The sequence below is a fragment of the Methylobacterium pseudosasicola genome (assembly GCF_900114535.1).
GTDB lineage: Bacteria > Pseudomonadota > Alphaproteobacteria > Rhizobiales > Beijerinckiaceae > Methylobacterium > Methylobacterium pseudosasicola.
Map to the genome: position 1 here is coordinate 205,274 of NZ_FOTK01000001.1, position 16,540 is coordinate 221,813.

Annotated in this window: 15 protein-coding genes; 6 read left to right on the forward strand and 9 right to left on the reverse strand. The window is 67.4% G+C overall.

Annotated features, from left to right (window positions below):
• The first annotated feature begins 256 nt into the window (after positions 1-256).
• From BM228_RS01025 to BM228_RS01040, 4 genes are all read left to right on the forward strand, one after another.
• Positions 257-1,258, forward strand: coding sequence for a CobW family GTP-binding protein (locus BM228_RS01025; RefSeq protein ID WP_092036322.1), 1,002 nt, complete (start codon positions 257-259; stop codon positions 1,256-1,258).
• A gap of 165 nt (positions 1,259-1,423) precedes the next feature.
• Entirely contained in the window at positions 1,424-1,909 is a 486-nt protein-coding gene (locus tag BM228_RS01030; protein ID WP_092036324.1) for a hypothetical protein, read from the forward strand.
• 97 nt (positions 1,910-2,006) lie between these two features.
• On the forward strand, positions 2,007-3,308 hold the full coding sequence (locus BM228_RS01035; protein ID WP_244536980.1) for an O-antigen ligase family protein: 1,302 nt from the start codon (positions 2,007-2,009) through the stop codon (positions 3,306-3,308).
• Between the two features lie 80 nt (positions 3,309-3,388).
• On the forward strand, positions 3,389-6,706 hold the full coding sequence (locus BM228_RS01040) for a PAS domain-containing protein (protein WP_092036738.1): 3,318 nt from the start codon (positions 3,389-3,391) through the stop codon (positions 6,704-6,706).
• 7 nt (positions 6,707-6,713) lie between these two features.
• Here the strand turns inward: BM228_RS01040 and BM228_RS01045 are convergent, their stop codons facing one another.
• The 7 genes from BM228_RS01045 to BM228_RS01075 all read right to left on the reverse strand — a co-directional run bounded on the left by BM228_RS01045 (position 6,714) and on the right by BM228_RS01075 (position 11,422).
• Entirely contained in the window at positions 6,714-7,019 is a 306-nt protein-coding gene (locus tag BM228_RS01045) for a hypothetical protein (protein ID WP_092036326.1), read from the reverse strand.
• A complete protein-coding gene (locus BM228_RS01050) occupies positions 7,016-7,327 on the reverse strand; it encodes an EthD family reductase (protein WP_092036327.1) in 312 nt (103 codons plus the stop codon). Before BM228_RS01050 ends, BM228_RS01045 begins: the two co-directional genes overlap by 4 nt.
• Before the next feature lie 182 nt (positions 7,328-7,509).
• Positions 7,510-7,791 carry an addiction module antidote protein gene (locus BM228_RS01055; RefSeq protein ID WP_092036329.1) on the reverse strand — a complete coding sequence of 94 codons (282 nt, stop codon included), beginning with the start codon at positions 7,789-7,791 and terminating at the stop codon, positions 7,510-7,512.
• A 2-nt stretch (positions 7,792-7,793) separates the two neighbouring features.
• On the reverse strand, positions 7,794-8,075 hold the full coding sequence (locus BM228_RS01060) for a type II toxin-antitoxin system RelE/ParE family toxin (RefSeq protein ID WP_425284885.1): 282 nt from the start codon (positions 8,073-8,075) through the stop codon (positions 7,794-7,796).
• 144 nt (positions 8,076-8,219) lie between these two features.
• Positions 8,220-9,551 carry an NAD(P)/FAD-dependent oxidoreductase gene (locus BM228_RS01065; protein ID WP_092036331.1) on the reverse strand — a complete coding sequence of 444 codons (1,332 nt, stop codon included), beginning with the start codon at positions 9,549-9,551 and terminating at the stop codon, positions 8,220-8,222.
• A gap of 159 nt (positions 9,552-9,710) precedes the next feature.
• Positions 9,711-10,358 carry a maleylacetoacetate isomerase gene (maiA, locus tag BM228_RS01070; RefSeq protein ID WP_092036334.1) on the reverse strand — a complete coding sequence of 216 codons (648 nt, stop codon included), beginning with the start codon at positions 10,356-10,358 and terminating at the stop codon, positions 9,711-9,713.
• A 152-nt stretch (positions 10,359-10,510) separates the two neighbouring features.
• Complete coding sequence (locus BM228_RS01075; RefSeq protein WP_167367629.1) at positions 10,511-11,422, reverse strand: aspartate/glutamate racemase family protein; 912 nt, start codon at positions 11,420-11,422, stop codon at positions 10,511-10,513.
• Positions 11,423-12,268: 846 nt separating this feature from the next.
• Here BM228_RS01075 and moaB point away from each other — a divergent pair.
• Positions 12,269-12,826, forward strand: coding sequence for a molybdenum cofactor biosynthesis protein B (gene moaB, locus BM228_RS01080; protein WP_092036338.1), 558 nt, complete (start codon positions 12,269-12,271; stop codon positions 12,824-12,826).
• On the opposite strand, the gene BM228_RS01085 is transcribed toward moaB, so the two are convergent.
• Positions 12,816-14,270, reverse strand: coding sequence for an amino acid permease (locus BM228_RS01085; protein WP_092036340.1), 1,455 nt, complete (start codon positions 14,268-14,270; stop codon positions 12,816-12,818). The genes moaB and BM228_RS01085 overlap by 11 nt on opposite strands.
• A gap of 138 nt (positions 14,271-14,408) precedes the next feature.
• Complete coding sequence (locus BM228_RS01090) at positions 14,409-14,939, reverse strand: hypothetical protein (protein WP_092036342.1); 531 nt, start codon at positions 14,937-14,939, stop codon at positions 14,409-14,411.
• A gap of 130 nt (positions 14,940-15,069) precedes the next feature.
• On the opposite strand from BM228_RS01090, the gene BM228_RS01095 reads away from it, so the two are divergent.
• Positions 15,070-16,185: a PA0069 family radical SAM protein gene (locus BM228_RS01095; protein WP_092036344.1), complete on the forward strand. Its 1,116-nt coding sequence runs from the start codon at positions 15,070-15,072 to the stop codon at positions 16,183-16,185.
• Positions 16,186-16,540: the final 355 nt, after the last annotated feature.

Sequence of the window (16,540 nt, forward strand, 5' to 3'; positions counted from 1 at the left end):
GGACGAGGGACGATTCGCGCAAGAACTCCGCTCGCTTCAATGCGATCGGTGGCGCTTTTCTAAGGCAGCCGCCCCGAGACGAATCGGGGGACATCGCGTGCCTAGAGCAAAGCTCGACTGATCCGCAATCGATTGGGAGGCCCTGGTCGCGAAACCGTGTGGCTGTGCCTTCCTTCGACGGGATTTGTTACAATATGACAACGACCGCGGGCCAGCAGCCCTAACCCATCCCGCAGATCCGATCGAAGAATCCGCCATGACCGACATGAGTTCTGCTTCCGCCCCCTCAGGTTCGAGCGCCGGCAAGATCCCGGTGACCGTGCTCACCGGCTATCTCGGCGCCGGCAAGACCACGCTGCTCAACCGGATCCTCACGGAGAACCACGGCAAGCGCTACGCCGTGATCGTCAACGAGTTCGGCGAGATCGGCATCGACAACGACCTCGTCGTCGGCGCGGACGAGGAAGTGTTCGAGATGAACAACGGCTGCGTCTGCTGCACGGTTCGCGGCGACCTGATCCGGATCATGGACGGGCTGGTGAAGCGCCGGGGCAAGTTCGACGCGATCATCGTCGAGACCACCGGGCTGGCCGACCCGGCCCCGGTCGCCCAGACCTTCTTCGTCGACCAGGATGTGGGCGACGCCGCCCGCCTCGACGCGGTGGTGACCGTAGCCGACGCCAAGTGGCTCTCCGATCGGCTGAAGGACGCGCCCGAGGCCAAGAACCAGATCGCCTTTGCGGACGTGATCCTGCTCAACAAGAGCGACCTCGTCTCGCCGGAAGACCTCGACCGGGTCGAGGCGGAGATCCGCGGCATCAACCCGCTGGCCACGCTCCACCGCACTCAGAACTGCGCCGTGCCGATCGAGGCCGTGCTGGAGCGCAACGCCTTCGACCTTGACCGCATCCTGGAGGTGGAGCCCGAATTCCTGGAGGAGGGTCACCACCACCATCACGATTCCGAGATCCAGTCGGTCTCGGCCCGGATCGGCGGTGAGGTCGACCCGGAGAAATTCATGCCCTGGATCTCGAACCTGACCCAGGTCCAAGGGCCCGACATCCTGCGCTGCAAGGGCATCGTCGCCTTCCCGAACGAGCCGAAGCGCTTCGTCTTCCAGGGCGTGCACATGATCCTCGATGGTGACGTCCAGGGGGATTGGCGGCCGGACGAGCCCCGGGTGTCCCGGGTGGTGTTCATCGGCCGCAACCTCGACCCGGTGGCGATCCGCGAGGGATTCGAGGCCTGCCGGGTCTGACGGAGGGCCGTCCTGGTCGGCCCGAACATCCGCCGTCGGCAGCCTCGGGTTGCCGGAGGCGCCAAACGGCGCCTGTCAACGCCTATATATTGACCAGCTACCGGAGCGATTACCCCTGAGATAGCGTATCGGATCAACTCGATACCGACCCGAGGGCTATTCGCTATGGTACGTCTGCTTCTCACCGCCGCCGTATTCGCTTGCGGCGCCGGAGCGCTCGCCACGCCGGCGGCGGCCCTGTCCGCCAAGGATTGCTCGACCAAGTATCAGGCGGCCAAGCAGGCCGGGACGCTCAACGGCCGGACGTGGAACGACTTCCGCAAGGCAGAATGCGGTGTCGACGCGTCCGGCACGACGGCCAATACGGTTCCGAACCCGGTGGCGCCGGGCGCGACCAAGACCGCCGCTCCGGCTCCCGCGCCGGCCGCCCCGGCGGCAAGGCCTCCCGCCGCCGCACCGGCCGCCGGCACCGTCGCATACCCGTCCGCCGTCGATCCGAAATACGCGAGCGAATCCGCCGGCAAGGCCCGGATGCACACCTGCCTGGACAGCTACAACGCGGCCAAGTCCGCCGGGACGTTGGGCGATGCGAAATGGATCCAGAAGGGCGGCGGCTACTACTCGGTCTGCAACAAGCGGCTGAAGGGCTGACGACGAGCCCGGTCAGCCGCGAAGCCGATTCTCAACCATTGGATGTCATGGACTCCGATGCGGGCCTGCGTAACCGGCCCGCGGAGTCCGCGTATCCATGGCTCACATCGCAGCGCCCGGAGTCCCGGTCCCGGCAGGCTTCGCCTCCGGGCTGCCGCTCATCGCGGTCGTCCACGGGCTGGCCAAGGCGCTGTTTGCGGCCTTCATCTTCTTCGCCTGCTTCGCGTTCTCGGAAACCTCGCCCTACGACGCGGTGGCGATCCCGACGATCCTGCTGTGGCTCTGCCTCGGCGTGCGCCTGCACCGGGGGGCGGTGCCGCTGCTGGCGCTGCTGCTGCTCTACCTGGGGGCGATCGTCATCGCCCTGTTCCCGTACCTGAACGAGGAGTTTCCGGTCACCTGGACGATCCAGCTGATCTACCTCGTGGTCACCTGCCTGTTCTTCGCGATGTTCTTCGCGGAGGACACACAGGCCCGGATGGAACTGGCCCTGAAGGCCTACACGGTGAGCTGCGTGTTCTCGGCGGCACTCGGCATCGTCGGCTACCTGCAATGGCTCGGGATCGAGGACCTGTTCTACAAGTACGACCGGGCCTCGGGGACCTTCCAGGACCCGAACGTGTTCGGCTCGTTCCTCACGCTGGGCGCCCTCTACCTGATGCACGGGCTGCTCACCGGCTCGACCCGGCGCCCGCTGGTGTCGCTGGCCGGCCTGCTGATCATCATGGCCGGCATCTTCCTGTCGTTCTCGCGCGGGTCCTGGGGCGGCAGCGTCGTCGCCGTCCTGCTGATGGTCGGCTCGGTCTATGCCGGCAGCGGCTCGATCCGCCTACGCCGCCGGATCGTGCTGCTGACGCTGGCGACCGTCGTGCTCGGGACGATCGCGGTGATCGGCCTCCTGTCGGTCGAGCACGTGCACAAGATGTTCGAGACCCGGGCGGCGCTGGCCCAGGATTACGATCAGGGCGAGACCGGCCGCTTCGGCAACCAAGTCCGGGGCCTGGCGATGCTGCTGGAGCGCCCGTTCGGCATGGGGCCGATGCACTGGCGCCTCGTCTTCGGGCTGGAGCCGCACAATTCCTATATCGGCTCGTTCGCCAATGGCGGCTGGCTCGGCGGCGTGGTGTTCATCGGCCTCGTGCTGGCCACGAGCTTCGTCGGATTCCGCCTGCTGGTGCGGCCCTCGCCGGTCCGGGCGCATGCCCAGATCGTCTGGCCGGCGCTCCTGATGTTCTTCCTGCAGGCGTTCCAGATCGACATCGAGAAGTGGCGCCACGTCTACATGATGCTCGGCATGGTCTGGGCGCTGGAGGCGGCTCGGCTGCGCATCCCCCGGGTCCGAGACATCGGCAGCCCGCGTGATGCCAACGTGATCGCGCGCGGCGCCAGGTCCGCTTGAAACGCGGTCGCGGCCGGGTCATCGCTCCTGCCAGGACGCAGGCGATCGCCGAATGGCAGATCCGCTCCCGGAGACGGTTGGTGAGAGCACTTGCGAACGATGAAGCGGCGCGGCTTGCGGCCCTCGATGCCCTCGGCATCGTCGGCACGCCGACCGAGCCGCATTTCGACGCCGTGTGCCGCACCGCCCGGCGTCTGTTCGGCGTGCGCAGCGCCTTCGTGGGCTTCATCGACGACACCCAGCTCTGGTTGAAGACCCCCTGCCTCGACGTGCCGACGACGAGCCCGCGGGAACTCGGCCTGTGCGAGCACACGATCCGCAGCGACGCCATGCTGATGGTGCCCGACACGCGGGCCGATCCGCGCTTCCGCGACCTGCCCGGCGTCGCCGCCCCGAACGGGTTCCGGTTCTACGCCGGCATCCCCTTAAGCCTGGCGCCTGGGATCCGGATCGGCACGTTCTGCCTGATCGACCCGGAGCCCCGCGCCGGGCTCTCGGAAGCGGACAAGGACGCGTTCCGCGACCTCGCCGAGATCGTGATCGCCCATCTGCGGCTGACGGAAGCCAATGCCAAGCGCAGCCACGAGATCGCCCAGGCCGCGATCCGCGAAGCCCTGATCCGGGAGCAGCATCGCGAGATCAACGCGCGGTCCGAGGCCCAGGCGGCGGCGAACCACCAGCTCACCATGGCCGAGCAGCTCGCCAGCGTCGGCAACTGGCGGGTGGATTTCGCCGACGGGCAGCCGATCTGGTCGGAGAGCCTCTACGAGATCGCCGGCCGCGATCCCCGGGAGCCGGCGCCGGCACTCTCCGACTTCGCGCAGATCTATCACCCCGACGACCGGGAGCGGCTGGAGGGGATCGTCACGGACGCCATCGCCCGCGGCGGGAGCTTCGATTTCGAGGCGCGCCTGCTGCGGCCGGACGGCGAGATCCGCGACGTGGTCGTGCGCGGCGTGTGCCGGGGCGCGGGCCCGGTGACCGGTCTCATCGGCGTGCTCATCGACGTGACCGTGCGGCGGCGCGCCGAGGACGAAGTCCGCCGCAGCGAGCTGCGCTACCGCGGCCTCGCCGAGACCCTGCCGCTGCTGATCTGGACCATGCGGGTCGGCGACGGGCAGGCGACCTACGCCAACGCGCAGTTCCACGCCTATTACGGGCCGATCGGGCTGGACCGAGCCGAGCGCCTCGCCCGCAACCACCCGGAGGATGCCGCCGCCATGGAGGCGGCTTGGCGCGAGGCGATCGAGACCGGGATCGGCTACAACGGCCAATGGCGGATCCGGCGCCATGACGGCGCCTACCGGTGGCACAAACTCTCGCTGATCCCGATCTACCTCGACCCGGACGACGGCACCGTGGTGGAGTGGCTCGGCACCGCGCTCGACGTCGACGACATCGTCACGGCGCGGCTCGCCGTCGAGGAGGCGCGCGGGCTCTTAGGCATCGCCCTCGACGCGGCCGACGCCGGCACCTGGGATTGGGACATGCGCACGGGGCTCGCCACCCTGAGCCTCGAGAGCGCCCGGATGCACGGCCTGCCCGATACCGGCCAGGCGCACACGATGGCGGCAGCCGCCTGGACGGCGCTCCTGCATCCGGAGGATGCCGGCGACGTCTGGAACGAGATCCGGCGCGCGGTGGAGACCTCCTGCGCCTTCGTCGCCGAGTTCCGCGTCGGCGAGCGCTGGATCTACACCCGCGGGCGCACGCAGTTCGGCCCCGAGGGCCAGCCGCAGCGCATGGTCGGGCTCCATCTCGACATCACCGACCGCAAGGCCGCCGAGGCGGCCCTGCGGGACGCGACCCGGGACGCGGAGGCGGCGCGGGCGGAAGCCGAGCGGGCGAGCGCGGCCAAGAGCGAGTTCCTGGCCGCGATGAGCCACGAGATCCGCACGCCGCTCAACGGTATCCTGGGCTACGCCGACCTGCTCCTCGACGAGAGCGCCATCCGGGACGAGGACCGGCGCCGCCTGGAGCTGATCCACAGCTCGGGGGCGGCGCTCCTCACCGTCGTCAACGACATCCTCGACTTCTCGAAGATCGAGGCCGGCGAGTTGACCCTCGACCCGGTCGGCTTCCCGCTGGCCGCGATCGTGGACAGCACGGTCTCGATCGTCCGGGGCAGCGCGCTCCGGAGCGGCCTGCGGATCGAGGCGCAGATCGACCCGGCGCTCCCGGGCGTCGTGATCGGCGATCCGGGCCGCCTGCGGCAGGTGCTGCTCAACCTGCTCAACAACGCCGTAAAGTTCACCCCCGAGGGCTCCGTCACCGTCACGGTGCAGCGGGAGGGTGAGGGGATCGCCCCCGGTGGCGGCCCCGGCGACGCGATCCGCTTCGCGGTGACCGACACCGGCATCGGCATCGCGCCGGCGCAGCAGGAGCGCCTGTTCAAGCGCTTCAGCCAGGTCGACGGTTCGATCAGCCGGCGCTTCGGCGGCACTGGGCTCGGGCTGGCGATCTCCCGGCACCTCGTCACGCTCATGGGCGGCGAGATCGGCCTGGAGAGCCGCGAGGGGGAGGGCTCGACCTTCTGGTTCCGCCTGGTCTTGCCGCGCGGCACCGATTCCGTCGACGCGCTGCGCTTCGAGGCCTCGCGGCCTCCTCCGCCCAAGGCATCCCGGACGCCCCCGGCCGGGCCGTCGCTGCGCTTGCTCCTGGTCGAGGACGTGCCGCTCAACCAGGAGCTCGCCTGCGCCGTACTCGAATCGCAGGGCTACACCGTCGAGGTGGCAAGCGACGGCGGCGAGGCGATCGCGGCCGTGGGCCTGTCGATGGCCGAGGGGCGCCCCTACGACCTCGTGCTGATGGACGTGCAGATGCCCGGCGTCGACGGGCTCACCGCAACCCGCCGGATCCGCGCCCTCGCACCGCCGGCCTGCGACGTCCCGATCGTGGCGATGACAGCCAACGTCCTGCCGGCGCAGGTCGCCGAATTGCGCGAGGCCGGGATGGACGACCATGTCGGCAAGCCGTTCCGCCGGGCCGACCTGTTCGCCACGATCAGCCGCTGGACCGCCCCCGGCGCCCGTCGGCCGGTGCGCCCGGAGGCGCCGCTGCGCACCGCGCCGGTCGATCCCGCGGTGCTCGACGCAGCGGTGCTCACCGACATGGAGGCGAGTTTCGGCATCGACCAGGTCGGCGCGCTGCTTGATCTCCTGGCCAACGAGCTGTCCGAGCGGTTCCGGCCGAGCGAGACCGACCGCCTCCAGATCGCCCACGACGCCCATGCCATGGTGGCGGCCGCCGGGCTCCTGGGCTTCGTCGGCCTGTCGAGCCTGTGCCGCGAGGTCGAGGCCGCCGCCCATGCGGGCGCCGACCTCGTGCCGCTGATCCGTCGCCTGGAGGTGCAGCGGGCGACGACGTTGCGGGCGATCCGCCAGCTGCGGGCGGCCTGAACCGGCCCTACGGCTCCTCCGCTTCCGGCAGCGGATCGCCAGTCCAGATCGTGGCGAAGGCGGCGAGCTGGCGGGCATCCGCGAAGGCCGCCACGGTCACGTCGCGCTCGGCCGGCATCGCCCCCGGAAAGGGCGCGAGCAGGACCCTCACCCGGGCGAGGCGACCGCCGGGGGCGTTCGCCTCGATCCAGGCTTGCGCCTCTGGGGTGAACCGCTCGGGCCCATCGAGGGCCCGGGCATCGGCGCGCAGCACGACCACGTAGGTGCCGAGGCTCGGATCGGCCTGCTGGACCGCCTTGACGATGTCGATCACGGGCTCTCCGCGAAGTCGTTGATCTGCACCTGGGCCTGCGCCGTGGTGAAGTTCGGGATGTCGGCGAAGATTTCCTCGCCGTGGGCCGCGACGGCCTTCTTGAACGCGTCGATCGATTCGAAGGTCAGCAGCGCCATCACCTGGAACGGGGCCGCGCCGCCATCCGGGGTGCCGACGCCCTTGACCACTTTCGCTTCATGGAGGCCCAGAGCCGACCAGCGCTCGCGCACCAGCGGCATGTGGTGCCCGAGATAGTAGCCCATGTCGAAACTCGGTCCGGTCGGATACATCACACTGACCAGGATCATGCCGTCATCCTCCCTGTTGCGGCCCCCGAGTGTCCGGGGTGCCGGTGGAATCCTAGTATCATCCCGAAAGGTGGTTGCCGGCTTTCGGAAAAACAGTGAGCACAAGAGCTTCGACGTGGACGAACGTGTCGGGCGTGACGACCTGCCGGATAGCGGGACCCCTCTGCTTGTTCAGGGGTCGATCACGCCGCCACGGCGAGGCGCACACCGAAGGCTTTCAGGACACGCAACAAGGTGTCCAGCGTCGGATTGCCGGTGTCGCTGAAGGCTTTGTACAGCGCCTCGCGGCTGATCCCCGTCTCGCGGGCAAGGGCCGCCATGCCGTGCGAGCGGGCTATGGTGTTCAATGCACCCAGCAATTCCTCCGGCGTACCGTCCTCAAGATAGGCATCGAGATAGGCTGCGATGTCGGCCGGGGTTTTTAGCACCTCGGCCGCATCCCAAGGCTTGGTTTCGAGTGCCATCGTCAAACCTCCCGCGCCATGGCCTTGGCCCGTTCGATGTCCCGCGCCTGTGAGCCCTTGTCGCCGCCGCACAGCAGGATCACGACGACATCGTCGCGCAGGGTGTAATAAACCCTGTATCCAGGCCCGAGAGAGAACCGTAATTCGCTCACACCATCGCCGATAAACTTTGCATCGCCAAGGTTACCCTGTGCGATACGGTCGATCCGCTTGGTGATCCGCGCCCGCGCCTGGACATCTCGCAAGGCCCTCAGCCAAGCGAGGAATTCGCCGGTGCGAAGCACTTGGAATATGTGAAATTCCGTACACACCCACCGGCGAGATGTCAACTATAGTTCACATCTCGCCGCACAGGATCCTGTTCCCGACCTGCTCGACTTCAACGTCCGTTCACTCTCCCTGCCGCGGCCACCTGGGTGCAGGAAACTTCAATGCAGCTTCACCCGCGACTCGGTCTGGCGGGTGAGCGCCCGGGCTAGGGCGTCGAGCGCCGTCTTGACGCTGCCATGGAGCGCGCGCTCGTGCATCTTGTAGAGCGAGCGGTACATCATCCGGGCGAACAGCCCGGCAATGAGCATGTTCTTGCCCCGGACGAAGCCCATGAGGCTGCCAACCGTCGAGTATTCGCCGAGCGACACCAGCGAGCCGAAATCCTTGTATTTGAACGGCTTGAGGGGCTTGCCGTCGATCTTTGCCTGGATCTGGCCGATCAGGTGGCTGGCCTGCTGATGGGCGGCCTGGGCCCGGGGCGGCACCGGCCTGTCCGAGCCGGCTTCGACGAGGTAGGCGCAATCGCCCATCGCGAAGATGTCCGGGTCGCGGGTGGTCTGCAGGGTCGGTGTGACCACGAGCTGGTTGGTCCGGGTGGTCTCCAGGCCGCCGATGCCCTGCAGGAAGGGCGGCGCCTTCACGCCGGCCGCCCAGACCACCAGCTCCGAGGGAATGAAGGTGCCGTCGGCGAGCTGAACGCCGTCGGCCCGCACCTCGGTCACCCGCGCCTGTACGCGCACATCCACCCCGATCTTGTGCAGCAGCTGCATCACCTCGACGGAGAGGCGCTGGGGCACCGCGGGTAGGATCCGGTCGGCGGCCTCGACCAGGGTGATGCGGATGTCCTTGCTCGGGTCGATCCGGTCGAGGCCGGTGGAGACCACGTGGCGGAAGGTCCGGTGCAACTCGGCGGCGAGTTCGGTGCCGGTGGCGCCGGCGCCGATCACCGTGACGTGGAGCTGGCCGGGACGGACCGGTCCGGCCTGGGTGTGAGCCCGCAGGGATGCGTTGACGAGGCGCTGGTGGAAGCGGACCGCCTGGTCCTGGGTGTCGAGGGCGATGGCGTGCTCGGCGACTCCGGGCGTCCCGAAATCGTTGGTGGTCGAGCCAACCGCCATCACCAGGGTATCGTAGGCCACGGAGCGCTCCGGCGTGACCTCGCGCCCCTCCGGATCGTGGCTCGCGGCGAGCCGGATCGTGCGCGCCTCCCGGTCGAGCCCGGTCATGCTGCCGATCCGGTAGCGGAACCCGTGCTTGTGGGCGTGGTGCAGGTAATCGACGGCGTGGTGGCCGATATCGAGGCTGCCGGCCGCGACCTCGTGCAGCAGCGGCTTCCAGATGTGCGTCCGGGCGCGGTCGACCAACGTGATATGCGCGCGCTTGCCGCGCCCGAGCTTGTCGCCGAGCTTCGTCACCAGCTGGAGCCCGGCGGCGCCGCCGCCGACCACGACGACGCGATGCAGGCCGGACTCGTTCTCGACGGGGACCATCGACACCCTTTCTTCCCACAGGCCTGGATTGACGTCCCGCCCGGATTAAACGCCTCGGACGCCCGCTTGCCACATATGCCCGCCGAGCGCACGCGTGACCAGCGCACGCGCGATCGGGGGCAGGCGCGACGGGTGTACGCGGAGATCTGGTTCCCGGCTTCAGGCGCCGGGCGCGCCGGGCTGGCGCAGGGGATGGGCCTCGGCGACTTCCGGCAGGGCGAGGCAGGCCTCGGCGATTCGCGCGACCGTCGGGTAGGCGGCCGTGTCGACGCCGAAAATGCCGGTCCCGACCCAGAGGCTGACGAGGCAGAGGTCGGCGTGGCTTACCGCGTCACCTTGGCAGAAGCGGCCGGTCCCCGGCTCGTTGGAAAGCCGGGTCTCGAGGGTCTTCAGCCCAGTCTCGAAGGCGTTGCGGAGGAAGGCCAGCATCCGCTCCCGGGGCAGACCGTACTCCTCCATCAGGAAGGTGCGCACCCGCGGCACGTAGAGCGGGTGCGTGTCGCAGGCGACGACCTGGGCGAGCGAGCGCGCCCGGGCCCGCGCCCGCGGTGCCTCGGGCAGCAGGCGGACGCCGCCCCGCGTCTCCTCCAGGTAGTCGAGGATCGCCAGGGATTGGGTCAGCGGCGGCCCGTCGCCGTCGAACAGGGCCGGTACCGCGCCCTGCGGGTTGATGTTTCGGAATTCCGGCTTGTGCTGGTCGCCGGCATCGAGGTCGATGAAGGTCTCCTCGTAGGCGATGCCCTTCAGCTTCAGGGCGATCCGGACCCGGAAGGCGGCGGCCGAGCGCCAGTTGCCGTACATGTGCATATGTGGGGTTCCGCCCTGCGGTGTCTTCGGCACGATTTACGCGCGCGAAGACACCGCACTTCGCCGCCCGCGGCAAGTCGCGATGGCCGGCAGGTCTCCGGGCCGAGTGCAGGCCGGCGCTCGGATGGAGGACGTCAACGTCGCGCGCGAGGTCACCCGCGGCTACGAGCGGGGTGTCCGCTGTCCTCAAACCCCAATCGTGCAGCGGCTTTGCGCGTGCGCTTGGAGTCGCGGCGAAAACCGTCAGGACGGGGCCTAGCGAACGAGATTTTCGCCGTGTCGTCAGCGGCTTCATGGCCGAATGCTGCAAACGTGGGCTGCGCCGCGTCGGACAGGGACTTGCCGGACCGCCCGATGGCCTCGTCCGCGACACACCATCTCGCGGCCGCCGCGGCATGAATCTTGGCCGTATGAAGTACGGGCATCGGATTGGGCTTGTTGAACGCCAGAGCTATCTCCGGCGAGGCCACGACGACCCCATCGACGCCCTGCGCCTCAAATTCGGACATGATGCGGCTATAGGTCTCGATTCCGAGCAACGTACTCTCGCCGTTGTAGATTCGATTGCAGATCGAGTAGTCGATATTCACCCATAACCCCTGGTCGGGCAGCACGACATCTACGCCCTCGGACCCACGAATGAGACTCCGGTAATAGGAGCCGCTCATCGTCGACGAAGTCCCGATAAAGCCGACCTTCTTCGAGGACAGGCGCCGGATCTCTTCGGCAAGCGCATCGCGGAGCTGGATCACGGGGATGCCAAAATAGATTGGCGCGTCTTCAAGGGCGCAATGAAGGGTATCGCTGGTGATCATCAAGCCGTCCACGCCTTCGAGAAGAAGATTCGAGACAGCCGTCTTGATCTGGTCGGCGATCAACGGCCGAGTATCTTTCGACAGAAGGCGGATGATGGTATCCGGATCGAAACTCCACATCACCAAGTCCGCGGCAGCGCGGGTGTTGGTCAAATTCATGACCTCACGATTGATCATCTGGTGGCATTCGATCGTCGAACGCCGGCTCAACCCACCGAGCACGCCCAATTTTTTTAGTCTGATGGTCATCGTGTGCTCCCCCCGTCGAGCCTTGTGGCGGATGATTTCACATCCAAGCCGAAATTCACGCGCGTTCGCTGGAACATGCGCGGTGCATGCCTCATTCCTCGGCGAATCCTTGGGCATATGCCCGGAGTGCGAATGAGGTATCAGACGCGAATGTGACCGAGATCCGCGCCTGGAACGTCGCCGTCCAGGCTCAATAGTTCTCTTGATTGGATGAGGATCTGGGCGCGATTCGTGCGCAAAACTCCCGGTCGCGGTATCGTTTCGAAGTCGGGACGCGGTCTCGGCTTCGGTTTGGGCGCGCGGGAGACTGCCTATCGTGTCAGCCAGCGACGAGCCGTAGCGATTTTCAGCGCCGCGGCCGGTGCACAGTGAACGCAAGCCGAGAAAAGTCAAAGACTTTATGTCGATTTGTTTCAGGCGATAAAATATTATATCCGTAACACCTACTTGCTGTTTGGCATGCTAATTGAACCGGAGTAAAGAAATAAATAAGACTTCGATGTAGTTGGATTAAGATTTGGCAAAAGTTTCATACAAATACTTATCTGTTTTGTCCTGTCTGCCACATTTTCGTGAGCATATTTTGCGGGCCGCATCTGAATAGTTTTATTCTAAAAAGTTGATTTGTGATTGCGCTAATCCGTAGTGGCTGGAACGCAAGCGTGTGGGCATTATCGATCCCGGCAGGATCGCTGCTTCGCCACCTGCGAGGAACGCGTGAGACCCGCGACAGGTTCAGCGCTTCTCCCCCCTCCCTCGCGTCGAGGCTCGGTGGCATCCCCAAGGGGGCGACAACCGACGGGCGGCGGCCCACATATCGAGGATCTGTCCCGGAGAGCCCTTACGATGGCCGATCAGCCCGATGCCCGCCGTTTCATCCCGCTGGGAATCGCGGTGCTCACCGTCTCCGATACACGGCGGATCGAGGACGACCGCTCGGGCGATACGCTCAGCCAGCGGCTCACCGAAGCCGGCCATCGGCTCGCCGCCCGGGCGATCGTGCCGGACGAGATCCCAGCGATCCGCGTGCAGGTCGAGGCGTGGCTGCGCGACCCTGCGGTCGATGTGGTGATCACCACCGGCGGCACCGGCTTCACCGGTCGCGATGTCACGCCGGAGTCGCTCGAGCCGCTGTTCGAGAAGCGGATGGACGGTTTTTCCGCCGTGTTCCACCGGATCTCGTACGACAAGATCGGCACCTCGACCCTGCAATCCCGGGCCACCGCCGGGGTGGCGCAGGCGACCTACGTGTTTGTGCTCCCGGGCTCGCCCGGGGCGTGCCGGGATGCCTGGGACGGCATCCTGGCCCAGCAACTCGATTACCGGCACCGCCCCTGCAACTTCGTCGAGATCATGCCGCGGCTCGACGAGCACCTGCGGCGGGGCGCCAGCATCACGACGTGACCGCGTTGCCCTCCTTGCGGCGCAGGACCGAGTGCCTGCGGGCGTAGAAGAAGTACACGACCAGCCCGATCGCCATCCAGATTACCAGGCGCAGCCAGGTATCAAGGGGCAGGCCGGCCATCAGCAACAGGCAGAACAGGATGCCGAGGATCGGCACCACCGGCACGGCGGGCACCCGGAACGGGCGCTTCATGTGCCGGTCGGTCCGCCGCAGATGGATCACCGCGCCGCAGACCAGGATGAAGGCGGCGAGCGTCCCGATACTCACCATCTCGCCCAAGATGTTGATCGGCACCAGGGCCGCCACCAGGGCGACCGCGACCCCGATCAGCGCCTGGCTGCGATAGGGCGTCTGGTAGGTCGGGTGGACATGCGCGAACAGCTTCGGCAGCAGCCCGTCCTGGGCCATGGTGTAGAAGATCCGGCTCTGGCCGTAGAGCAGCACCAGGATCACCGTGGTCAGCCCGGTCAGCGCCCCGAGCTTGATCAGCAGGGCGAACCAGCCGATGCCGATGACGTCGACGCCCTTGGCGATCGGGTCGGGGACGTTCAACTCCTTGTAGGGTACCAGCCCGGTCAGGACCGCGGCCACCAGCACGTACAGGATCGTGCAGACGATGAGCGAGCCGAGGATGCCGATCGGCATATCCTTCTGGGGCTTGCGCGCTTCCTGGGCGGCAGTGGAGACCGCGTCGAAGCCGATGAAGGCGAAGAACACCACCCCGGCCCCGCGCAGGACGCCGCTATAGCCGTATTGCCCGAAGCTGCCCTCGTTCGGCGGGATCAGCGGGCTCCAATGCGCCGTGTCGACATGGCCCCAGCCGAGCGCGATGAAGGCGACCACCACGGTGAGCTTCACCGCCACCATGATGTTGTTGAACCGCGCCGATTCCTGGGTGCCGCGGATCAGCAGGATCGTGATCAGCGCCACGATCACCACGGCCGGCAGATTGAACAGCGCAGTGCCGCCGCCGTCGATCGGGGTGCCCGGCGCGTGCGCGAACCGGGCCGGGATCACGAGGCCGACGTCCTTCAAGAGGCTCGTGACGTAGCCCGACCAGCCCACCGCCACGGTGGCGGCGCCCATGGCGTATTCGAGGATCAGGTCCCAGCCGATCAGCCAGGCGAAGAACTCGCCCAGCGTCGCGTAGGTGTAGGTGTAGCTCGACCCGGCTACTGGGATCAGCGCGGCCATCTCGGAATAGCACAGGCCGACGAACGCACAGGCGATGCCGCCTAGCACGAAGGACAGCATGATCCCGGGCCCGGCATATTGCGCCGCCGCCGTGCCGGTGAGCACGAAGATGCCGGCCCCGATGATCGCCCCGACGCCCATGGCGGTGATCGAGAGCGCGCCGAGGGATTTCGAGAGCTGCTCCTCGCCCTCGCCGCTCTCCAGGATGTCGTCGACGGATTTCCGCCCCATCAGGCCCGAGGACTCCATCGGCGTATCCTTCCTCGTGGCGCCATGGGAACGGCGCGCGCCTGTAACCTTCAATTCAGCAAGTTTTCTGCCACGGCGCCAGGAATTTCCCCGGATCTACGGCGGATAACGCCAAGTCGCGCTGCGACATTCTGTCGATCAGGGCCGGTCGATTCGGGCGATCAGCGGCCGGATCTTGAGGCGCGGCGCGAACACCGCGCCGGCCCTCAGCGCCTCCCGCCGCACCACGTCGCCGGCCCGGGCGCGCTTGGCGCCGATTAGGGCCTCGATCCGGCCGACGAGACGGTCGCTCAAGCCTGCGGCGGGGCGGTGCAGCCGGCCGAGCCCGGTCTCCGGCCGAGCGGTGCCGATGAAACGGTCGAGGGTGCGGATCCAGCCCTCGGCCGGGACATCCCCGGCCTCTAGGCACAGCACCCAATCCCGCCGCGCCGCCGCGGCCCCTGCGGCGTAGGGGCTGCCGCCTTCGTGGAGGACCAGCGCAGCACCGGTGGCGTCCGCGATGGACGCCGCCGCCTCGCTCTCCCGTCCGGCCACGATCACCGCATCGCCGACGAGACCGCCGGCGACGCCGGATACCAGCACGCTGAGCGTGTCGGCCAAGCGATCGATCGCGTCCGGATCGGCCGGGTCGGCCAGGAAAGTCACCGCGGAGAGCATGAGCGCGCCCATAGCCGATTTTGCGCCGCGGTAAACCGGTGCACGGTGTCTCGACCAGGCTTGGCCTCAATTGCCTGAAATTGAGGCGTTGGCCGGCCACGTGTTCGCTTTATGTTCCACGTGAAACACGGGGCGGAGCAGCATGGCTGAGATTGGGGACGGATCGACCCTCCGGACACCCGTGCGGCTGGGGCCAAGTACGCGGCCCTTGGAAGCCCGGCGCGGCCGCGGCGCCACCGCCAACCCGACGAGCCGCTACGAAACCGCCAAGCGTGAGATATTTCAGGATCCCGATTGGGAAACTGACGCGCCCGCACCCCTGCGCACCCAGGTCACGCTGGAGCGCGCGGCGCGGATCATCGCCCGCAACACCTCGCCGGACATCCCGTTCGACCGGTCGATCAACCCGTATCGCGGCTGCGAGCACGGCTGCATCTATTGCTACGCGCGCCCGACCCATGCCTGGCTCGGCCTGTCGCCGGGGCTCGATTTCGAGTCGCGGATCTTCGCCAAGCCCGATGCCGCGCGGCTGCTGGCACAAGAACTCGCCGCGCCGGGCTATCAGCCGGAGACGATTGCGCTCGGCACCGCCACCGATCCCTACCAGCCGTTGGAGCGGGAGCACCGCATCACCCGCGCGGTGCTGGAGGTGCTGCAGGCGGCCCGCCATCCCGTCGGCATCACCACCAAGTCCGATCTCGTCCTGCGCGACCTCGATATCCTGGCCGAAATGGCCGCGGACAACCTCGTGCTCGTGGCGATCTCGCTGCCGACCCTCGACCCGCGCCTCGCCCGGTTGCTCGATCCGCGGGCGCCGCGGCCGGAGAAGCGGCTCGCTGCGATGCGGCGCCTGAGCGAGGCCGGGGTGCCGGTGATGGTCAACGTCTCGCCGATCATCCCGGGGCTGACCGACCACGAGATCGAGGCGATCCTGGCCTGCGCCCGGGAGCATGGCGCCAGCCGCATCGGCCACGCCCTGCTGCGCCTGCCGGGTGAGGTCGCCGACCTCGTCGCCGACTGGTTCGCCGAGCACTATCCCGAGCGCCAAGCACGGGCTTTCGCGCTGCTGGCGCAGGCGCGGGGCGGCCGCGAGAACGACCCCCGATTCGGCCATCGCTTCCGCGGGGAGGGGGCCTATGCCGAGATGATCGGCCAGCGGGTCCGCCTCGCCGGCACCCGGCTCGGCTTCGCCTTCGGGCGGATGGGGCTGAACCGGACGGCGTTCCGCAAGCCGGGGGCGCAGCTCGCGCTGTTCTGAAGCCGGCTCAGGCCGCCCGGACGTTCACAGGCCCCAATGCGCGAGCGCAATGCCGCGTGCCTCGCACAGCTGGGATGCATTGGCCGCGTCCCGACACGCATGACCGGGCACCATTCCTGGCGTCCAGACGACAGCGAGGATCAGATTTGAGCGCCACGGACTCAGATGACAGCTCGGCCGGCATCCCGATCTGCCGCGGTGTAGTGCATCGGCTTGAGGCAAAGCAATCCTAATCGGCGAATATGTATTGATATAGAATGTCATAAATATGAGTTGCGACCGACATAGCTCGGATGGCATAGAATATTATTCTGAAAAAGACCTTAGATTTGTTCTGGATCGCAATCGCGAAAAA